The 16,069-nt window shown below is 40.2% G+C and carries 10 protein-coding genes; 5 read left to right on the top strand and 5 right to left on the bottom strand.

Translation table 11 applies throughout. The features are described from left to right. The first annotated feature begins 35 nt into the window (after positions 1–35). The 5 genes from R2Q84_RS14165 (at position 36) to R2Q84_RS14185 (ending at position 7,414) form a co-directional block, all read left to right on the top strand. Positions 36–3,188 carry a SusC/RagA family TonB-linked outer membrane protein gene (locus tag R2Q84_RS14165; RefSeq protein WP_316817219.1) on the top strand — a complete coding sequence of 1,051 codons (3,153 nt, stop codon included), beginning with the start codon at positions 36–38 and terminating at the stop codon, positions 3,186–3,188. A gap of 14 nt (positions 3,189–3,202) precedes the next feature. Further along, complete coding sequence (locus R2Q84_RS14170; protein ID WP_316817220.1) at positions 3,203–4,672, top strand: RagB/SusD family nutrient uptake outer membrane protein; 1,470 nt, start codon at positions 3,203–3,205, stop codon at positions 4,670–4,672. Between the two features lie 17 nt (positions 4,673–4,689). Further along, positions 4,690–5,379: a fasciclin domain-containing protein gene (locus R2Q84_RS14175; RefSeq protein ID WP_316817221.1), complete on the top strand. Its 690-nt coding sequence runs from the start codon at positions 4,690–4,692 to the stop codon at positions 5,377–5,379. A 41-nt stretch (positions 5,380–5,420) separates the two neighbouring features. Then, positions 5,421–7,037 carry a DUF5008 domain-containing protein gene (locus tag R2Q84_RS14180; protein WP_316817222.1) on the top strand — a complete coding sequence of 539 codons (1,617 nt, stop codon included), beginning with the start codon at positions 5,421–5,423 and terminating at the stop codon, positions 7,035–7,037. A gap of 146 nt (positions 7,038–7,183) precedes the next feature. Next, a complete protein-coding gene (locus R2Q84_RS14185) occupies positions 7,184–7,414 on the top strand; it encodes a hypothetical protein (RefSeq protein WP_316817223.1) in 231 nt (76 codons plus the stop codon). Positions 7,415–7,437: 23 nt separating this feature from the next. Here the strand turns inward: R2Q84_RS14185 and R2Q84_RS14190 are convergent, their stop codons facing one another. From R2Q84_RS14190 to R2Q84_RS14210, 5 genes are all read right to left on the bottom strand, one after another. Beyond that, positions 7,438–8,667, bottom strand: coding sequence for an acyltransferase (locus R2Q84_RS14190; RefSeq protein ID WP_316817224.1), 1,230 nt, complete (start codon positions 8,665–8,667; stop codon positions 7,438–7,440). Positions 8,668–8,878: 211 nt separating this feature from the next. Further along, positions 8,879–9,262: a hypothetical protein gene (locus R2Q84_RS14195; protein ID WP_316817225.1), complete on the bottom strand. Its 384-nt coding sequence runs from the start codon at positions 9,260–9,262 to the stop codon at positions 8,879–8,881. 86 nt (positions 9,263–9,348) lie between these two features. Beyond that, on the bottom strand, positions 9,349–10,935 hold the full coding sequence (locus R2Q84_RS14200) for a family 16 glycosylhydrolase (protein WP_316817226.1): 1,587 nt from the start codon (positions 10,933–10,935) through the stop codon (positions 9,349–9,351). A 3-nt stretch (positions 10,936–10,938) separates the two neighbouring features. Beyond that, the gene (locus R2Q84_RS14205; protein WP_316817227.1) at positions 10,939–12,456 is read right to left on the bottom strand and encodes a RagB/SusD family nutrient uptake outer membrane protein; all 1,518 of its coding nucleotides are present in this window, start codon (positions 12,454–12,456) and stop codon (positions 10,939–10,941) included. A 17-nt stretch (positions 12,457–12,473) separates the two neighbouring features. Beyond that, on the bottom strand, positions 12,474–15,956 hold the full coding sequence (locus R2Q84_RS14210; protein ID WP_316817228.1) for a TonB-dependent receptor: 3,483 nt from the start codon (positions 15,954–15,956) through the stop codon (positions 12,474–12,476). Between the last annotated feature and the right edge of the window lie 113 nt (positions 15,957–16,069).

Consider the following 16,069-nt stretch of genomic DNA (forward strand, 5'->3'; position numbering starts at 1 on the left):
CAATCTAACAATTTTAAAAACCAAACAACGATAATATGATGCCAAGATTTACAAAATTCCTGCTGCTAACCAAGGTATTGCTGTTGATACTGTCAGGAACGGCCTTTTCACAGGAGCTGATTACCGTAAAAGGTAAAGTGCAGGAAAATGGCCAGCCATTACCTGGCGTATCCATCTCACTTATACATGCAAATGGTAAAAAACAACCCATCGCAGGCACTGATAACGACGGTAACTTCTCCGTCAAAGTGAGCAAAACTGCTAAACTGGACTTTAATTACATAGGCTATACCAATAAAACCATAGATGTTAACGGACAGACTTACATCATTGTAAAAATGGTCGCTTCAACAAAAACCCTGGACGACATTGTGGTGGTAGGCTATCAGCGAAAAACAAAAGAGACCGTAACGGGATCCGTGACCAGAATTTCCTCTGACCAGATCAGGGACGTACCAGTATCAAGTGTTGAACAGCTTTTACAAGGTAAAGTTGCCGGTTTAAATATTCAGAACAATACCGGGGCACCTGGATTCAGGGGTTCTACCGCAATCAGAGGCTTATCTCAAATTGGGGTAAATGGCTCTGGGAATAATGCGTATTTAACCCCTTCATCTCCACTGTACGTTGTTGACGGGATACCTATTGATGCAAATTCAGGCTTCGAATACGGCTTTGAATCAAAAGGCCCCGGAACCAGCCCACTTGCCCTGATACCACCAGAAGATGTGGAATCCATTGATGTAATGAAAGATGCCGATGCAGCTTCATTGTATGGTTCAAAGGGAGCTAACGGTGTAATCGTAATCACTACCAAAAGAGGAAATTCTCCTGTTCCTGTTATCCGCTTAACCAGCAGTTTCTTCGCAAATACAATCCCTCAATTGCGCCAGACCATTGGGGGAAAAGAAGAACGTGACAACCTGATTAGCAGAATACTAAACACCAACGACTATGAAGAAATCTATAAAATCTCTATAAATCAGTTTTTAGCAGACAGTTTAAATGCATTTTACAACAATGCCACCGACTGGCAGGGTTTATATTACAAGCCTACATTTAATCAAACACACAACCTTTCAGTTAGTGGAGGGAATGTGGGATTAAATTATAAAACCAATTTAAATTATTACAATGAGCGCGGCGTAATTAAAAATACAGGCTTTGACCGATATTCATTGTCCTCACAAATTAATTACCAGCCCAATACCAAATTAAATTTAACCGGATCCGTAACTTTATCATTAGGAAACAAGCTTAAAGGTAGCGGAAACGGACTTACAGATGTTGGCGCCGGAGGCAGTCTGAGTTCATCATTATTACCAGGTCCATCCTATTTCTTAAATGATTCCAGGTTTACTGGTGCCCTGAATAATAAAAATGACTCCAAGACATATAGTATATCTTCTTATTTAGACGGGTCATACGAACTCCTCCCACAACTTAGGTTTGGTACAACACTGAGTATCTCTTACATACAAAACAACGAAGATACTTTTGTTCCGGCACTGGCAAACAATGAGCAGTCTAAAGTTTACGGTTATGTTGCGCGGACGACAAATTTATACAACAGAAGTTCCCTGAATTATTCCAAATCTTTCGGTGACGCCCATACCATATATGTTGGTGTATTTTCTGAAATTACAGCAAACCAGAATATCGCTCGCGAGGCAAACCTGATTAACGGGCCTAATGACAATTATTTCGGTCCACTTGGTTACTCTGCTTTATACAATGGTTTTATTGGTGTTACGCCAAATCTGAATTATGAAAATGACACAAATGATTATACTAAAGTTCATTCTGTTGGTGCTGGTGCAAATGCATCGTATGACTATAAGAAAAGGTATATCATCAACTTTAACTACCGCGCAGATGGTAATTCTTACGCCGGGGTGAAATCAAGATGGGCTAAAAGCCCTTCATTAGGGTTCAGATGGAACATTGAAAAAGAGGCTTTCGCGAAAAAGCTGGAATGGCTGGACTATGCATCCGCACGTTTATCCTACGGAATTAACTTAAGGCCCTCTACTAACGTATACGCCTCTTTAGGTTCATATAGTGTAGCCGGCAACTATAATAATGTACCACGTATCAGCCCGAAACTTGGCATCATGCCCAATCCTTATTTAAAACCTGAAAGAGTAGAGCAATACAATGCCGGTTTTGACGTCAGTGTATTTAAAAACAAAGCAGGTCTGACCTTAGATGTGTATCAAAAAGTTATTTCAGACATGTTATTCATCCAGGAGTTATCAACTTCAACGGGTTTCAACAAAGTTATCACTAACAGTGCATCCATGATGAACAAAGGAGTTGAGCTTTCGTTAAATTTCAGGCCCTTACCAACAAACTCCAAGATGTACTGGAACTTTAGTGTAAACGGGGCGATCAACAAAGATGTACTGTTATCCTTACCAGGTGGCGCAACCCAACTACTTTCAGATGGAGGTGCGATTATTACCAAAGTAGGCAGAAATACACTGAACAATTTCTTATACATTTCTGAAGGGGTTTATAAATATGACGTGCAAGTTCCTGTAGACCCAATTACAGGAAGAGCTTATAGAAACGCCGCAGGGGGTGACTACAAGGCAGGCGACATGATTTATAAAGATGTAGATGGCAATTACATCACTGACAAAAACGACCTTCAAATCGCCGGAAACCCAATGCCAAAAGTAACAGGAGGTTTCTATTCTGTAATGACCTACGGTAAATTCGGACTTACCTTAAGCGGCAGTTTTACATTAAAAAGAGATTTATTGAACAACGCTTTATCTTCAAGCTTAAGCAACAATTATAATCCTTTTGACTTGGACAAATCGACTATGGTTGACATTTCCCAATATAATTACTGGAAACAGCCGGGAGATAACGCAAAATATCCAAATCCGCTTAGATACCTGAGCAATACTGATCCATACAATTCATCCCAAACGTTATTTCAGGAAGACGGAACCTACTTTAAACTTAACTCCGCAACGTTCAGCTATACTCTTAAAAAAGAATTGCTAAGCAGATATGGAATTAATACCCTGAGATTTTATGCAACAGGAAATAATCTGTTCATCTTATCCAAATACTCAGGGCCGAATCCTGAAAACGTAACCGAATTAGGTCGCGACCGTATAGACTCTTATCCGAACTCCCCTTCCTATGTATTGGGGCTTAATCTTGAATTTTAAATTATCTACAGTTTATGAAACGAATAAAATACCTCATATTTTTTCTTGGCGCCTGCAGTTTAATGCTGACGGGCTCCTGCAAGAAATTTCTTAACGTAGAACCGATTGACAGACTTGGTTCAAATTCATTCTGGAAAACAAAATCAGATGTTGAATCAGCCGTAGCCGACTGCTATGGTCTAATCTATGACCGTCTGACCATAGGTCCTTACCATAACCTGAACGGTGACATCCGGGCTGGTGAATTTATTTGCCAGGGATTTCCTGTCTTCGTAGCAGTAGCTAAAAACGACCTGTCAAATAGTGCGCAGATAGCGAATCCAGATAGATACAAAGGCAGTTTACTCTCAGACTGGTATCCGTTTTACCAAACCATTGCAGCATGTAATATTGCACTGGACCGTTTGAATGATCTTACTTTTTTATCTGATTTAGAAAAAACCAGATACCAGGCGGAAGTAAAATATATCCGTTCCTTCACTTATTTTTACATATCCCGTATATATGGGGATGTTCCGTTGTACACCGAGGCTTATGATGCAACTGCAAGGCCCCGCACTAATTTTATTGAAGTACTTAAATTCTGTGTAAAAGAACTAGAAGAGTCAAAAGAAGCCTTGCCATGGCAATATGACGACCCGACCAACTGGGGCGTAAGAGCTTCCAGGGCTTCGTCTGAAACTTTAATCGCCAACTGCTATATGTGGATGGCTGGTTTTGACAAAGCAAATCAACGCACATATTGGCAAAAAACTGCTGACGCGGTTATGAATGTTAAAAACTCGGGTTATTTTCAATTGATGCCGATTGAAGATTTTAAAAAAATATTTAAAGGTAAAACAAGAGAAAGCATCTTTGAGTTTTCAGTGAATAAAAACTATGGATCAGAAACAAAATATGTATCCTTAGGTCAATGGACCACCCATGCTCCTATCGTTAATTATGGGGCTACCAGCGATGGCTATTTTCTAAGTACTTACATTCAAAAGCTATATCCATCTAATCTGCCGGATAAACGCCGCGACCTATGGTTCTACTTACCCTATATTAACAACGAAACTCAAATGTTTTTAAAATACTCCAATGTAACGGATGTCAACAATTTTCTGTTTGATGATAACATGATTATTTTCCGTTACTCAGGTACTTTGCTGTTAGGTGCAGAAGCATTGGCGAGCTTAGGAAAAGACAGTGAAGCTATTCCGTTACTAAACATGGTAAGAAATCGTGCTGGCGCTAATGAATATCTTGCATCAGAAGGTGCTTTGATTGATGCTGTTTTCATGGAAGAACAAAAAGAATTAATTGGTGAAGGTGTAAGATGGTACGACCTCGTACGCACCGGCCGTATTATGGACAACAACCAATGTGTTGATTTTTTAACACAAGAACAATTTAACCAGGGCGCATGGACATGGCCAATTGACGCTAAAGCAAGAGTAAATAATCCGGGAATTGTACTTAACCAATACTGGGTAAAATAATTTTAAAACGAAATTTTATGATAAGAATAAACAAATGGCTGATCATACTGGGCGTAATAGTCTGCATAAGTAATTACTCTTGTAAAAAAGAATATTTCAACGGAGGCAATTTACAAAAGGGTATTTTCAACATGAGTTCGTATGAATTCCTTAAAACCAAACCTTTTCTTTTCGACACTTTAACAATGGTGATTGAACAAGCTGGCTTAAAAGAAACCCTTGATAAAGAAAGCATCACCTTTTTCGCCCCTACAGATCATTCCGTAAAAAAGGTAATGGATATTATAAATTCCTCACGTTACTTTCAATCAAAAGATTCAATATTCATTAAAGACATACCTCAATCGATATGGAGGAAACACCTGGCCCAATATATCTTTAAAGATAAGTATCTACTGAAGGATATTGCCAGATATAGCCTCACTGAACCGAATATTTACCCCGGACAGTACATGACTTCCTACGATGGCTTTATCATGAACCTCGGCGTTCAGTTTTCAGACTATCAGGGAACAAAAGATGTTGGCCCAAGAGCTGTGTACATCACTAAGATTGGTGACCTCGGAAGCCCTATAAATGTCCCCGCTACAGTTGCAACTTCTGACTTACAAACTACGAATGGTGTAATTCATGTACTGGACGACCTTCATTACTTTTCATTCGATATCCAATCATTTTCAGCTGATGTACTCGAATATTTCCGATAAAAAAATGGTTACAAAACATTTTATACACAAACTACATGCTCATGATTTTGAATTTTAGACATAAAATAACGCAATTGTTTACCTGCCTCACTTTACTTATTTGTAGTTTGACGGCCTGTAAAAAGGATACTTACGTTGGGAAAGACCCCTATGGAGATGCGAAGCCGCAACTGGACTTAAAAGTTAATACACTTACAGCTAGCCCTGTAGAAGGCGCTATAGCTTCGACTGTAACACTAAGCGGCTCAGGGTTTCTGAAGTACAAGACCGATCTGAAAGTTCAATTTAATGGAGAGCAGGCAGAGATTCTCTCCGTAACAGATACCGAAGTCAAAGTAAAAGTGCCGGAATGGGCAAGCAGCGGACTGATCACTTATATGGTTGGCGCCCAGATTTTACCAGGCCCCAAATTTAGGGTAACCGGAACCTTACAAATTGACAAAACCTTCAATTCATACGTAGGGGCCAATGACGACATCTATAGCATTACAGCATTGCCCGACGGGCGTATGATTATTGCAGGTAACTTTACAGATTACAATAACGCCGGTATCCGTGCAGGCTATAGCAAACTTGCCATAATTTCCAGTCAGGGGGTTTTAGATAAGTCATATAAGCCGGGAAAAGGTTTTCCTTCAGGACATGTGTATAAATCGGTAGTTTTACAGGATGGAAAAATCCTTGTTGGTGGTAATTTCAACAGCTTTGACACCAGGAATAACCAAATTAGTAATATTGCTAAAATTTCATTAACTGGCGGAATCGACTCTACCGTGTACACCTACACAGACAGGTCGGGTGAAATCAAAAAAAGTGCTGCTCCTACATTTAAAGCATTTTTCAATAATGCGGTCGATGAATTATTGGTACAGCCCGATGGCAACATAATTGTCTCCGGCTCATTCAAATACTACATGACCAAAACCTACTATCCAAATCAAAAAGATACGATCATCACAGATTCAACACAGATCAACTACATGGCCAGAATCAAGCCTGATGGATCATTGGATAAAACCTACAATTTTAATACACAAACCAATAAAGCTAATGAAGGTTTTAATGGGTTCATCTACAAAAGCTATATGCAGGCAGATGGGAAGCTGATTGTGGCAGGTGGTTTCAGCAGTTATAACGGAGAAAATGTGAGCAAAATAGTTCGTCTCAATTTAGACGGCAGCCTTGATAAAAGTTTCAATCCTGGAACCGGTCCTAACGGGACAATTTCTTCTATTCAACCGTATCTTAACGGACAGATGTTGATTTCCGGGGAATTTTTAAGTTATAATGGAAAAAACAGGACAAGAGTCGCAATTATAAATGAGAACGGCAGTTTAGATGAAAGTTTTGATCCAGGTGTTAGTGCAAATGGTTCAATCTCGCGTGCTATTCGTCTGGGTAACGGAAAGATCCTTTTAACAGGAAACTTCCAGAAGTTCAATAACATTAACCGCTTTGGGCTTGCTGTTGTCGAGGCAAATGGGACACTGAGTCCAGCTTACAATACATTAGGAGGTTTCGTTTTCTCCAGCTTCATATTCAGATCTCCAGTTAATGAGATTATTAATGTTGACAATGGAGAAGCAGCAATTCTGGTGGGATCATTTAATTCTCTAGATTTACAGCAAAATACCAGGCTGGTTAAGATCAAATATTAGCCCATAACAACTACAGTCCAACATTTTTCGGGAAAAGTTGGACTGTAGTTCGTAAGCAAATGTGCATAACTACCCAATTGTGCAAAACATGTCTCAAACAATTTCATTCAATTTCATCTTTAACAGATATTAAACTTTCATATCTTATGCAGAAAAAAGAGAATAACATCAGTTCGGATTTACAGAAATTCATAGAAAAGTTTGAACCCAACAAATTTAAAATGTTGGCCAGAGGCATTGAAATCAGGGGCAATAGTGACCTGCACCGCAGTATTATTTTTGCTAAAGAATTAATTGAACGACTGAAGCTAAAACTAACCGTACATCATTCCGCTGAGATGGCGCTATATGGCGGATTCGAAGTTGTTTATGCTTAAATTATAAAAGAGCCTGTATCAAATCAGGCTCTTTTTACATCCATTGAACTCTTTTGTTTTCCCAGGCTAGCAAAGACTTTTAGTTTAAAAAAAGGTTTTTCTATCAGGTTCCAGGATAACATAGCCACTGCAATAGTTAAAACAGCATACAGTATATAACAACTGACCTGGGAGCTTAAGATATTAACAAATCTTGTCAGCCATTTTTCATTCCTGATAAAAAAATCTGGAAAGGAAGCATGCGACAGCGCATAAACTTTATCAAATAGCCTCCAAAAAAGGACAGGAACAAGTAAATGATATAGGTAAATCCCGTAACTGATCTGACCTATATATACCACAACCTTGTTCTGTAAAAACCGACCTAATTTCCCATTATACCCAAAAACAGCACCTTCAATTATTTTCATTGAAATAATTGAGTACAGCAAACCTCCGATCACAAACGAAAAATAATGTGATTCCATAACAAGAATGAATATAACAGCGGGAATAGCGAGATACAATAAACCGTTGATACACTTATTAATTATCCTGGTTTCGCTAGCTGGCCTGGTCACTTTATACGCCAGCAATGCGCCTATAGCAAAAGAATCTATACAGTATTGTGTAAGTATAAGTTGAGTAACCACATGCGAAGGCTGATAAAATATAACCCTAAGGATAATACCAAGAATAATGATCAACAAGAATGCTTTTGGTAAAAATCGTTGTGGAATAAACAAAATAACAAAGGGCCAAAATACGTAGAACTGTTCTTCAACAGCTAAAGTCCAAAGATGTGGAGTTACCCCCTGCCACGCCTGATCATAAAAAATCTGGTAATTAGCGAGATATCCAAAATACATTCCCGCATTCTTCCTTACTTCATCCCCTATTACCGGTAGTATCAATAGAATCAAAAGATAAACATAGTAGGCAGGAAAAATCCTTATGGTACGCCGCAAGAGAAAAACAATCATCACTTTGTACTTTGCAACACCTGCTTCAACGCTTTTTTCCTTAGCAGAGAACAATATCCTGGTGATCAGATAACTGCTCAACACAAAGAAAAAATTGATAAATCCACCTAAGAAATCACTGTACTCGAAATGCTCAATAGCCGGAACCCAGTGGTATGTTACCACAAATAATACGGCAAAGAAACGAAGTCCATCTAGCTGAGGATTATATTTTAAAATCTGACTTGAATCTCGATGAGTCGCAGTTACCATAGATTGAGCCAAATTAGAACTTTTGGTTCTACTTAGCAAGTTTCCGGCAGTTTAAAATTAACTACGTATACTATTCCTGCATATCGATGTATGTCAACAAGGAGTCTGAAAGGGCTTTACTAGGACTCTGCTAGGATCAGGTGTCCTAACAGAGTCCTAGCAAACTCCTAGCGGAGTCCTAGCAGAGTCCTAGCAGAGTCCTAGCAGTCCTTAACCGTATACGAACAGTAGTTGGATCCTGATCCGATTGTTACTTGTTTTCGGCCCTGAAAGTATTGGACACCAATTTTCTTGGACGCTTGCTTTTAAACTGCTCAGAACCGCCTGTGTTCTTTTGAACTTCTTCTGTATGAAATCTGTTAGGTTTAAAGGTTCTCGGTTTTTCGGCCCTGTTTTCATCCGCCGGTTTAACCCTAATCTTTCTTCCTCTTAATACCATACCGTTTACAGCAGAGATAGCTCTGTCGGCGCCAGCCTGATCTACCATTTCGATAAATCCGAAACCTTTATGTCGATGGGTAACTTTATCTGTTAATAACTCTACACTATGTAACATCCCATGGATGCTGAAAATCTCAATAAGCTCAGCTTCCTGTATATCCAGTGGATAACCCACCACAAATAATTTAATCATGAATTTCTTTAAAGCCGCAAATTTAAGATTTAATAAATGATTGAAAGTATACTTTTTGCCATATAAGCCCATTCATTTCTGTTCATTTATTCTTTCTTTGTTACTTTCAGATCATCAATTATTAATGTTGATTTACCAATATTCGTAAACTTAATTTTAACAGTTTTCATATAGTTGCCGTATTCCTGACCTGTTCTAAATTCCAGTGTGTGCTGGTTAAAGGTCGGTTTTCCAACATAAATTTGTTTAAAACTGTTTTCAACTTTTCCTTCGACCGGTTTCAGATTCTCTATGCTCAGCTCCATCTTTCCTTCTCCTCTTAACCAGTATTTTAAGACATAGCGTGTAGAATTATTTAGATAAACAGACTGCTCCATACTTTGCCCCGGTTCAAGAGCAAGCCCATAATTGCCATTTCGTTTAACTGTTGCCGACAGTCCCCCTGTACCTTCCCAGGGCAGCAAAGTGGTATTTGCTTCAAAATCAGCATTCGGCAATTCGTTTCCTCCGCGTAAAGGCCACTGATATCCTCTGATATAATCCACCTCCATGTTGACCGATCCGCCTGCTCCATAGCTTCCCAAAAAGACATTCATAAAATGATTTGGTGCATATACCTGGCTTTTGTCATCATAAGATTTAATTAAGGTTCCATCTATGTAATGCTTAATGCTGTTGGGAGTCCAGAGAATTCCGTGGGTTACCCAATTGTCAACGTGTGTATAACCTTCGGCGATATGTGTTGCCAGGTTGTGCACAAATTTACCATGTTTGTCAACATGACCATGTAGTACAAATTGAGCGTCTAAATTTTCAAATACATCTATTTCAAAAACCTGTCCCTTCGGCCGTATTCCTTTGACACCGTCTAATTCAGTTCCTTCCTGCAAATAGTTTTTCAGATCAGGTCCCGGAGAGTCGAACCAAAAAGCAGTATTTACTCCTTTCGGATTGTCTGAGCTACCTCTTTTCACCCTTACTTCAAAATATCCACCACGGCTGTTGTCCAGATAATTCTCATTTGTTCTCCAGTCGTAGGTTTGTATTGAAGATATCTTGCGCCCACTTTCCGGGTAAAAGCTCTTTACCGGGAAAGCCGCGTTTGTAAACAAATCAATACTGCTACCATTGAATGTCATACCAGGTTGGGGAAGACTGTCCTGCAGCATTAATGATAAATTGTCCTTTTTCAGGTAATCAATGTTCGAATAATAATTGGTTGACCACTTGTTTCTGTTCAGTAGTTCATCGTTAAACTCGTCGTTCCAGAACAACTCCATTCCCGATGGCACGGCTTTCGAACTTTCGATACTTAAAGATTTTATTTCATCTGTGTCCAGCGACCAGCTTTTTACCGTTGTAACTGTTGCGGTTAGCGACTTACTTGTACCGTCTTCGTTAAAAGCTTCTATCCATACATGGTACGTTGTTTCAGCTTTTACATCCTGAATATAGAAACGCTGAGCATTAGCTGCAGTTGTAGCACCTGGATTTTCCGGCTTTTTATTTACGGTTGACCAGTAGATTTTAAACCCTTGTTCGTTTGGGCTTTGATCAAGCCATTGCAGTCTGATCCAACTTCTGGTCCCCATCACCTTTAAGTTGCCGGGAACTGCAGGGGGTTGAGCATAGGCCCCCGCAGTAAAAAAAAGAAATACAAATAGATATTTCATGTCTTAATTATATCCAAAGTTTTGTTTGATGATGTTATTGCTCTGGTTGACTACTGTTCTCGGTAGCGGGTACAAAACTCTATAACTATCGGCAGTGGTTGAGCCATCATTTGCCGCGCGCTGCGTATACATATTCCATCTGATCAGATCGTCCCTTCTCCAGCCTTCCGCCCAAAGCTCAAACAAACGCTCATCCTGAATCTTCTCCAGAAACTGGCTTTTATTTAAACCAGGAGCCAATTTCCCAAGACCAGCTCTTTGTCTCACTTCGTACACATAATCATAAGCTTCCTGCGTAGGCCCATTGTTCACTTCGTTGATGCTCTCAGCAAGCATTAACAAAACATCAGCGTAGCGGTATATCGGAAAATCAACACCACTATTTTGTGCGTTTGCTTTTGAAGGATCCGGGGCAAACTTCATTGGTACAGCGCCCAGATCGCCCGCCGCTCTGGCATCTTTATAAAGAACATTTCCATTTGCGTCTTTACCAATAGGATATTTACTCAACAGTCTTTTCAGCCTTTTATCTGTCTGATCAAACTTATCATAAGTTTTCCATGGCATTTTGTAACCACCCCAGGCTGTAAGACTAATATCGGATGGGTCCTTATAATCAGAAGGCAGTGAATGTGCTAACCACATATTTGTGTATTGGTCACCTCCTGTTGGTGTACAAACTATCGCTAAGATAATCTCTGTTGACGCACCGCCTTTATTGGCAACACTAAACAGGTCTTCATAATTACCCTGAATACCGTAGCCCAGTTTTTTTATTTCATTACCAGCTGCTACCGCCTTTGCCCATTCCTTTTCATGCATGTAAAGTTTCATGAGGCCCGTTAATGCGGCTGCTTTTGAAAAGCGACCGTAATCAACACCTGTAAATTTACCGGGCAATACCGCTATTGCATCCTGATAATCTTTCTCAATCTGCGCAACGGTAACACTGCTTGCTGGCCTCGGTAAAATAGGCGCATCCGGATTTGCAGCAATTTTAGCATCAGTAACAATATTCAAAGGTCCATAAGCAAAATACAACAATTGCGAATAATGTGCTCTGAGTGCTTTCAGCTCGGCAATGTATCTTTTCTTGAGATTTTCATCCATTGTTATGCCCTGTACATCATCTATCGTTATGGCAATCCTGGAGATATAAGGCAGATACCGGGTATAATTATGTGTAATCCAGTCGAAATCGGGATTATAATTCAGGTTACGTAAGTTCCCCCAATTGCCGCCCCAGGCACAAACACCTTCATCAGTCGTCATCATTGACTGTGTACGCCATGCATAAGTACCCGAAGTCCAGCCACCCTGCCAATCTCCTCCGCCCGCCAATCCACTGTAGGTGGAACTCACTGCTCCACCCGCTCCTTCAGCTGTTTTCACTACACTATTCAGATCGCCGTAACTTACCTGATCCAATCCCTTTTCACAACTACCAAGTAAAAGTGAACCGCCAAATAAGCAAGTCAAAAATAGAGACTTAGTTAATTTTGTATATCTATAATTTTTCATGATGATTTCTTTAAAGGTTAAAATGATGCGTTAATACCGAAAACATAACTCTTTACCAGCGGATAAAAATTAGCAGGATCCAACTCTGGATCCAAGCCCGGATAATTGGTAATCGTAAACGGGTTTTGGGCATCAAATGAAATTCTTACTTTAGAGAACACCCGTTGTTTAGCAAGTATTTTTTGAGGTATCTCGTATCCCAGGGTAATGTTTCTGCAACGTAAAAATGAAGCATCTACTAACCAGTAGTCAGATTCACTTTGATAACCATTATAAGTGGCGTCATACAGGGAGGTAGGGAAATTGCCATTGGTGTTCTGGAAACTCCAGCGCGTGGCCGATACCGGCATCGCATTAAATCCAAAAGAATCCATCGTTTTCTCGCCAGCTCTACCATCAGCGAGCGGCGACCATTTTTTTTGCCTGATACCTGACATAAAGATATTCAGGTCAAAATTTTTATAACTGAACCTGTTACCAATCCCGAAATTAAACTGTGGATCCTGGTTACCGATATAAGTTTTATCAGCTGCTGTGATTTTTCCGTCAGGTGCAATCAAACTATTCGAAGCATCATAACCATGGATATCTCTGATGATGATCCCGCCAGGAAGCATCCCTGGCATCTGGGCCGGTGCAGTTCCAAATTGCCCTGTAAATAAGCCATCAGACCGATAGCCGAAAAAAGGATTAAATATAGCGTCTTTACCTGTCGCGATTACGTACTTCTCCAGCACTTTTAACGCGGCATCTGACCTTTTAACCCAATAGTTCTTATAATGAGAAAAAGTCAGATTGGTAGACCAGGTGAAGCCATCTCCGGAAGCCGATACAATATTTTTCGTCTGAAGGGAAATGTCGTAACCTGTAGAGCGGGTCTTTCCTGCGTTTGTAAATACTCCATCAATTATAAAGCCAGTCGGATATTGCACATAGGAGATCAAATCTCTGATTGTTTTATTAAAATAATCGAACGAGCCTGTGATTCTATCCTGGAAAAGACCATAGTCCAGTCCGACATTTAACTCTCCGGCAGTTTCCCAGGTAAGATTTGGATTTGCTGCCCGCTCTAGTGATAACCCGGAACTTACAGTATTTGATCCGAAATAAGCCTTTAATCCTGCTCCATATCGCGCAGAAGCATTGCTTCCAAAACTACTATTACCTGTTTCACCATAGCCCGCACGAAGTTTAAGAAACGAAATGGGCTTAACAGATTTCACAAGAGCCTCGTCTGAAAGTACCCAACCCGCTGAAACGGATGGAAAATAACCCCATTTTTTATTTTCAGCAAAGCTTGACGAACCGTCTCTTCTTACAGAGGCTTGCAAAGTGATATTTCCATTGTAAGTATAAATCGCCCTTGCGAAATAAGACGCCCATGTGATCTGGCTTTTACTCGATCCCACTGTAGGTTTATCTGATTGTCCGGACTGTAAGGCATAATACTGACTGATATCTGCTATGAAGTTCTGATTCCCCGCATTAAAACCTTCCCAGTCGGTCTGCTGAAAAGTATATCCAGCTACAGCATTAAAGTTGTGTTTCGCAGCCAATTCTTTATTGTAAGACAGCGTGTACTCAAACAATTTTGATTGCGTGTCTGATTGGGCGATGCTTGCCGCTCCATTTGCCTGTGCACCATATAAAAAGGTTTTAGGGAAGTAAGATGATCTTTTTGAGTTTGACTGATCATAGCTAAAGTTCCCTTTTGCTTTTAAACCTTCTAAAATAGTCCATTCCGCATAAGCTGAAGTTAAGAAACGGTTTGTTTTCGTTTTGTCTGTAACGGTAGCGTACGACAATGGATTAGGAATAGTCGGGTAATACGGACTTAAAGGATAACCACCATCAGGACTTCTTAAGGCTACAGAAGGCGCCCAATAAATTGCGGCGGTTACAATACCTCCGTTTTCATTTTGCCCCTTTGTTATGGTATTGTCTGCGTCCGAATTGGAGGCTATAACGTTTGCTCCTATTTTAATTTTATCAGAAACTACCTGATCAATGTTAATTCTACCATTGTACCTATTGTAATCTGTACCAATGATTACCCCTTTCTGTCCGAAGTAATTCCCTGATACAAAATACGAAGTTTTACCGTTACCACCAGAAAGTGAGAGGTTATGTTGCTGGGTATATCCGGTTCTTGTGATGGCGTCCGTTGCCGTTTTATTATTGGCCAGCGGTCCGTTGATTTGGTCTGCTGTAAACACTGGTACATAAGGAGTAACAGTCCCTGCTGCTACTGTACCATAATAAGGTGCAATTTTATTATCTCTGTACCAGCGTTCCTCACGAAGCAGGTTACGTTGTGTCATGTATTCTTTTTCGCCAAATACCTCATACATCTTATCTGCGTTTTGGGTTCCGTAAGTACCGGTGTATTCCAGTTTAGCTTTACCCTCAGCACCGCGTTTTGTGGTGATCAAAACCACACCTGCACCTGCCCTTGCACCATAAATTGAGGCCGCACTCGCATCTTTCAAAAACTGAATAGATTCAATGTCATTCGGATTAATGAAGTTCAGCGGAGATTTATCCACGCCGTCTTCTGCATATCTTGAACCGCCTACACTACCACCCAGAGCAGGTTGCCCTGCGGCATCATTTACCGGCACACCGTCGATCACATACAAAACGCCGGCATCGGCAAAAGAAGGGTTACTCCTGATTTTAACCGTCACTCCTGCACCAGGCTGCCCGGTAGCCTGGATCACCTGAACACCAGCTGCCTTACCTTGTAAAGTCTGCTGAAAACTGGAAGCAACACTGGAATTCAAATCTGCGCCCTTTACCTGTGTAATCGCTCCGGTAACATTCTTTTGTTTTACGCTTCCATAACCGATCACAACCACTTCGCCAAGTTCATTATTTAATTCTTTCAGTGTAATGTTTAACTCCGGTTGATTATTGTAAACAATCTCTTGTGTTTCAAATCCTATATAACTTAAAACCAGGATATCGCCTTTGGCCAGGTTCAATTGGAATCGCCCCTCCGCATCAGTCGTTGTACCCCTTGAAGCATTTTTGACCTTGATACTTGCACCAATGATCGGAATTCCTTTTTCATCTACTATGCGACCGCGTACATCAACACTGGTAAAGACAGAGATTAAACGATCCAGTATATTTTTCTCTTTTACTTTAATGACAACTACTCTGTTTTTTAACTCATAAGCTAAAGGTTGTCCGGCAAAAACAGCTGCCAGTGTTTCTTCCATCGTAGCATTTTTAAGCTCGATATCAACCGGACGGGCATTTTTAAGATTGTCTTTAATGTAAAAAAAGTCATAACCACTTTGCTGTCTGATTTTAAAAATCACCTTTCGCAGTGTGGTGTTCTTTTCGGACAGGGTGATTCTCTGCGCACGGCTTGCAGCGTTTACCTGCATGAGTATCACAAATAATAAAAATGTTGTAATTCGCATAACGAATAGAATTTTCGAAAGCAGGCCAGGCACAGGCACTACAATCTTGTGAAAAGCATTTAAATTCATACTTTTGTTCTGTTTGGGTTAATACTAGATTCTGTTAGTTTTTTGTCCGGATGCAAATCCAGATAAGGGTGACCCATACATTTAGCGTGGAAGTGGTAAGAACACTTTCACGT

This window comes from Pedobacter nyackensis, from assembly GCF_032678475.1.
GTDB classification, from domain to species: domain Bacteria; phylum Bacteroidota; class Bacteroidia; order Sphingobacteriales; family Sphingobacteriaceae; genus Pedobacter; species Pedobacter nyackensis_A.

What these genes read in the sequence shown, in the direction of transcription:
- R2Q84_RS14205 (WP_316817227.1), bottom strand. Translation starts at nt 12,456, where the DNA reads ATGAAAAATTATAGATATACAAAATTAACTAAGTCTCTATTTTTGACT.
- R2Q84_RS14180 (WP_316817222.1), top strand. Translation starts at nt 5,421, where the DNA reads ATGATTTTGAATTTTAGACATAAAATAACGCAATTGTTTACCTGCCTC.
- R2Q84_RS14170 (WP_316817220.1), top strand. Translation starts at nt 3,203, where the DNA reads ATGAAACGAATAAAATACCTCATATTTTTTCTTGGCGCCTGCAGTTTA.
- R2Q84_RS14210 (WP_316817228.1), bottom strand. Translation starts at nt 15,956, where the DNA reads ATGAATTTAAATGCTTTTCACAAGATTGTAGTGCCTGTGCCTGGCCTG.
- R2Q84_RS14185 (WP_316817223.1), top strand. Translation starts at nt 7,184, where the DNA reads ATGCAGAAAAAAGAGAATAACATCAGTTCGGATTTACAGAAATTCATA.
- R2Q84_RS14200 (WP_316817226.1), bottom strand. Translation starts at nt 10,935, where the DNA reads ATGAAATATCTATTTGTATTTCTTTTTTTTACTGCGGGGGCCTATGCT.
- R2Q84_RS14195 (WP_316817225.1), bottom strand. Translation starts at nt 9,262, where the DNA reads ATGATTAAATTATTTGTGGTGGGTTATCCACTGGATATACAGGAAGCT.
- R2Q84_RS14175 (WP_316817221.1), top strand. Translation starts at nt 4,690, where the DNA reads ATGATAAGAATAAACAAATGGCTGATCATACTGGGCGTAATAGTCTGC.
- R2Q84_RS14165 (WP_316817219.1), top strand. Translation starts at nt 36, where the DNA reads ATGATGCCAAGATTTACAAAATTCCTGCTGCTAACCAAGGTATTGCTG.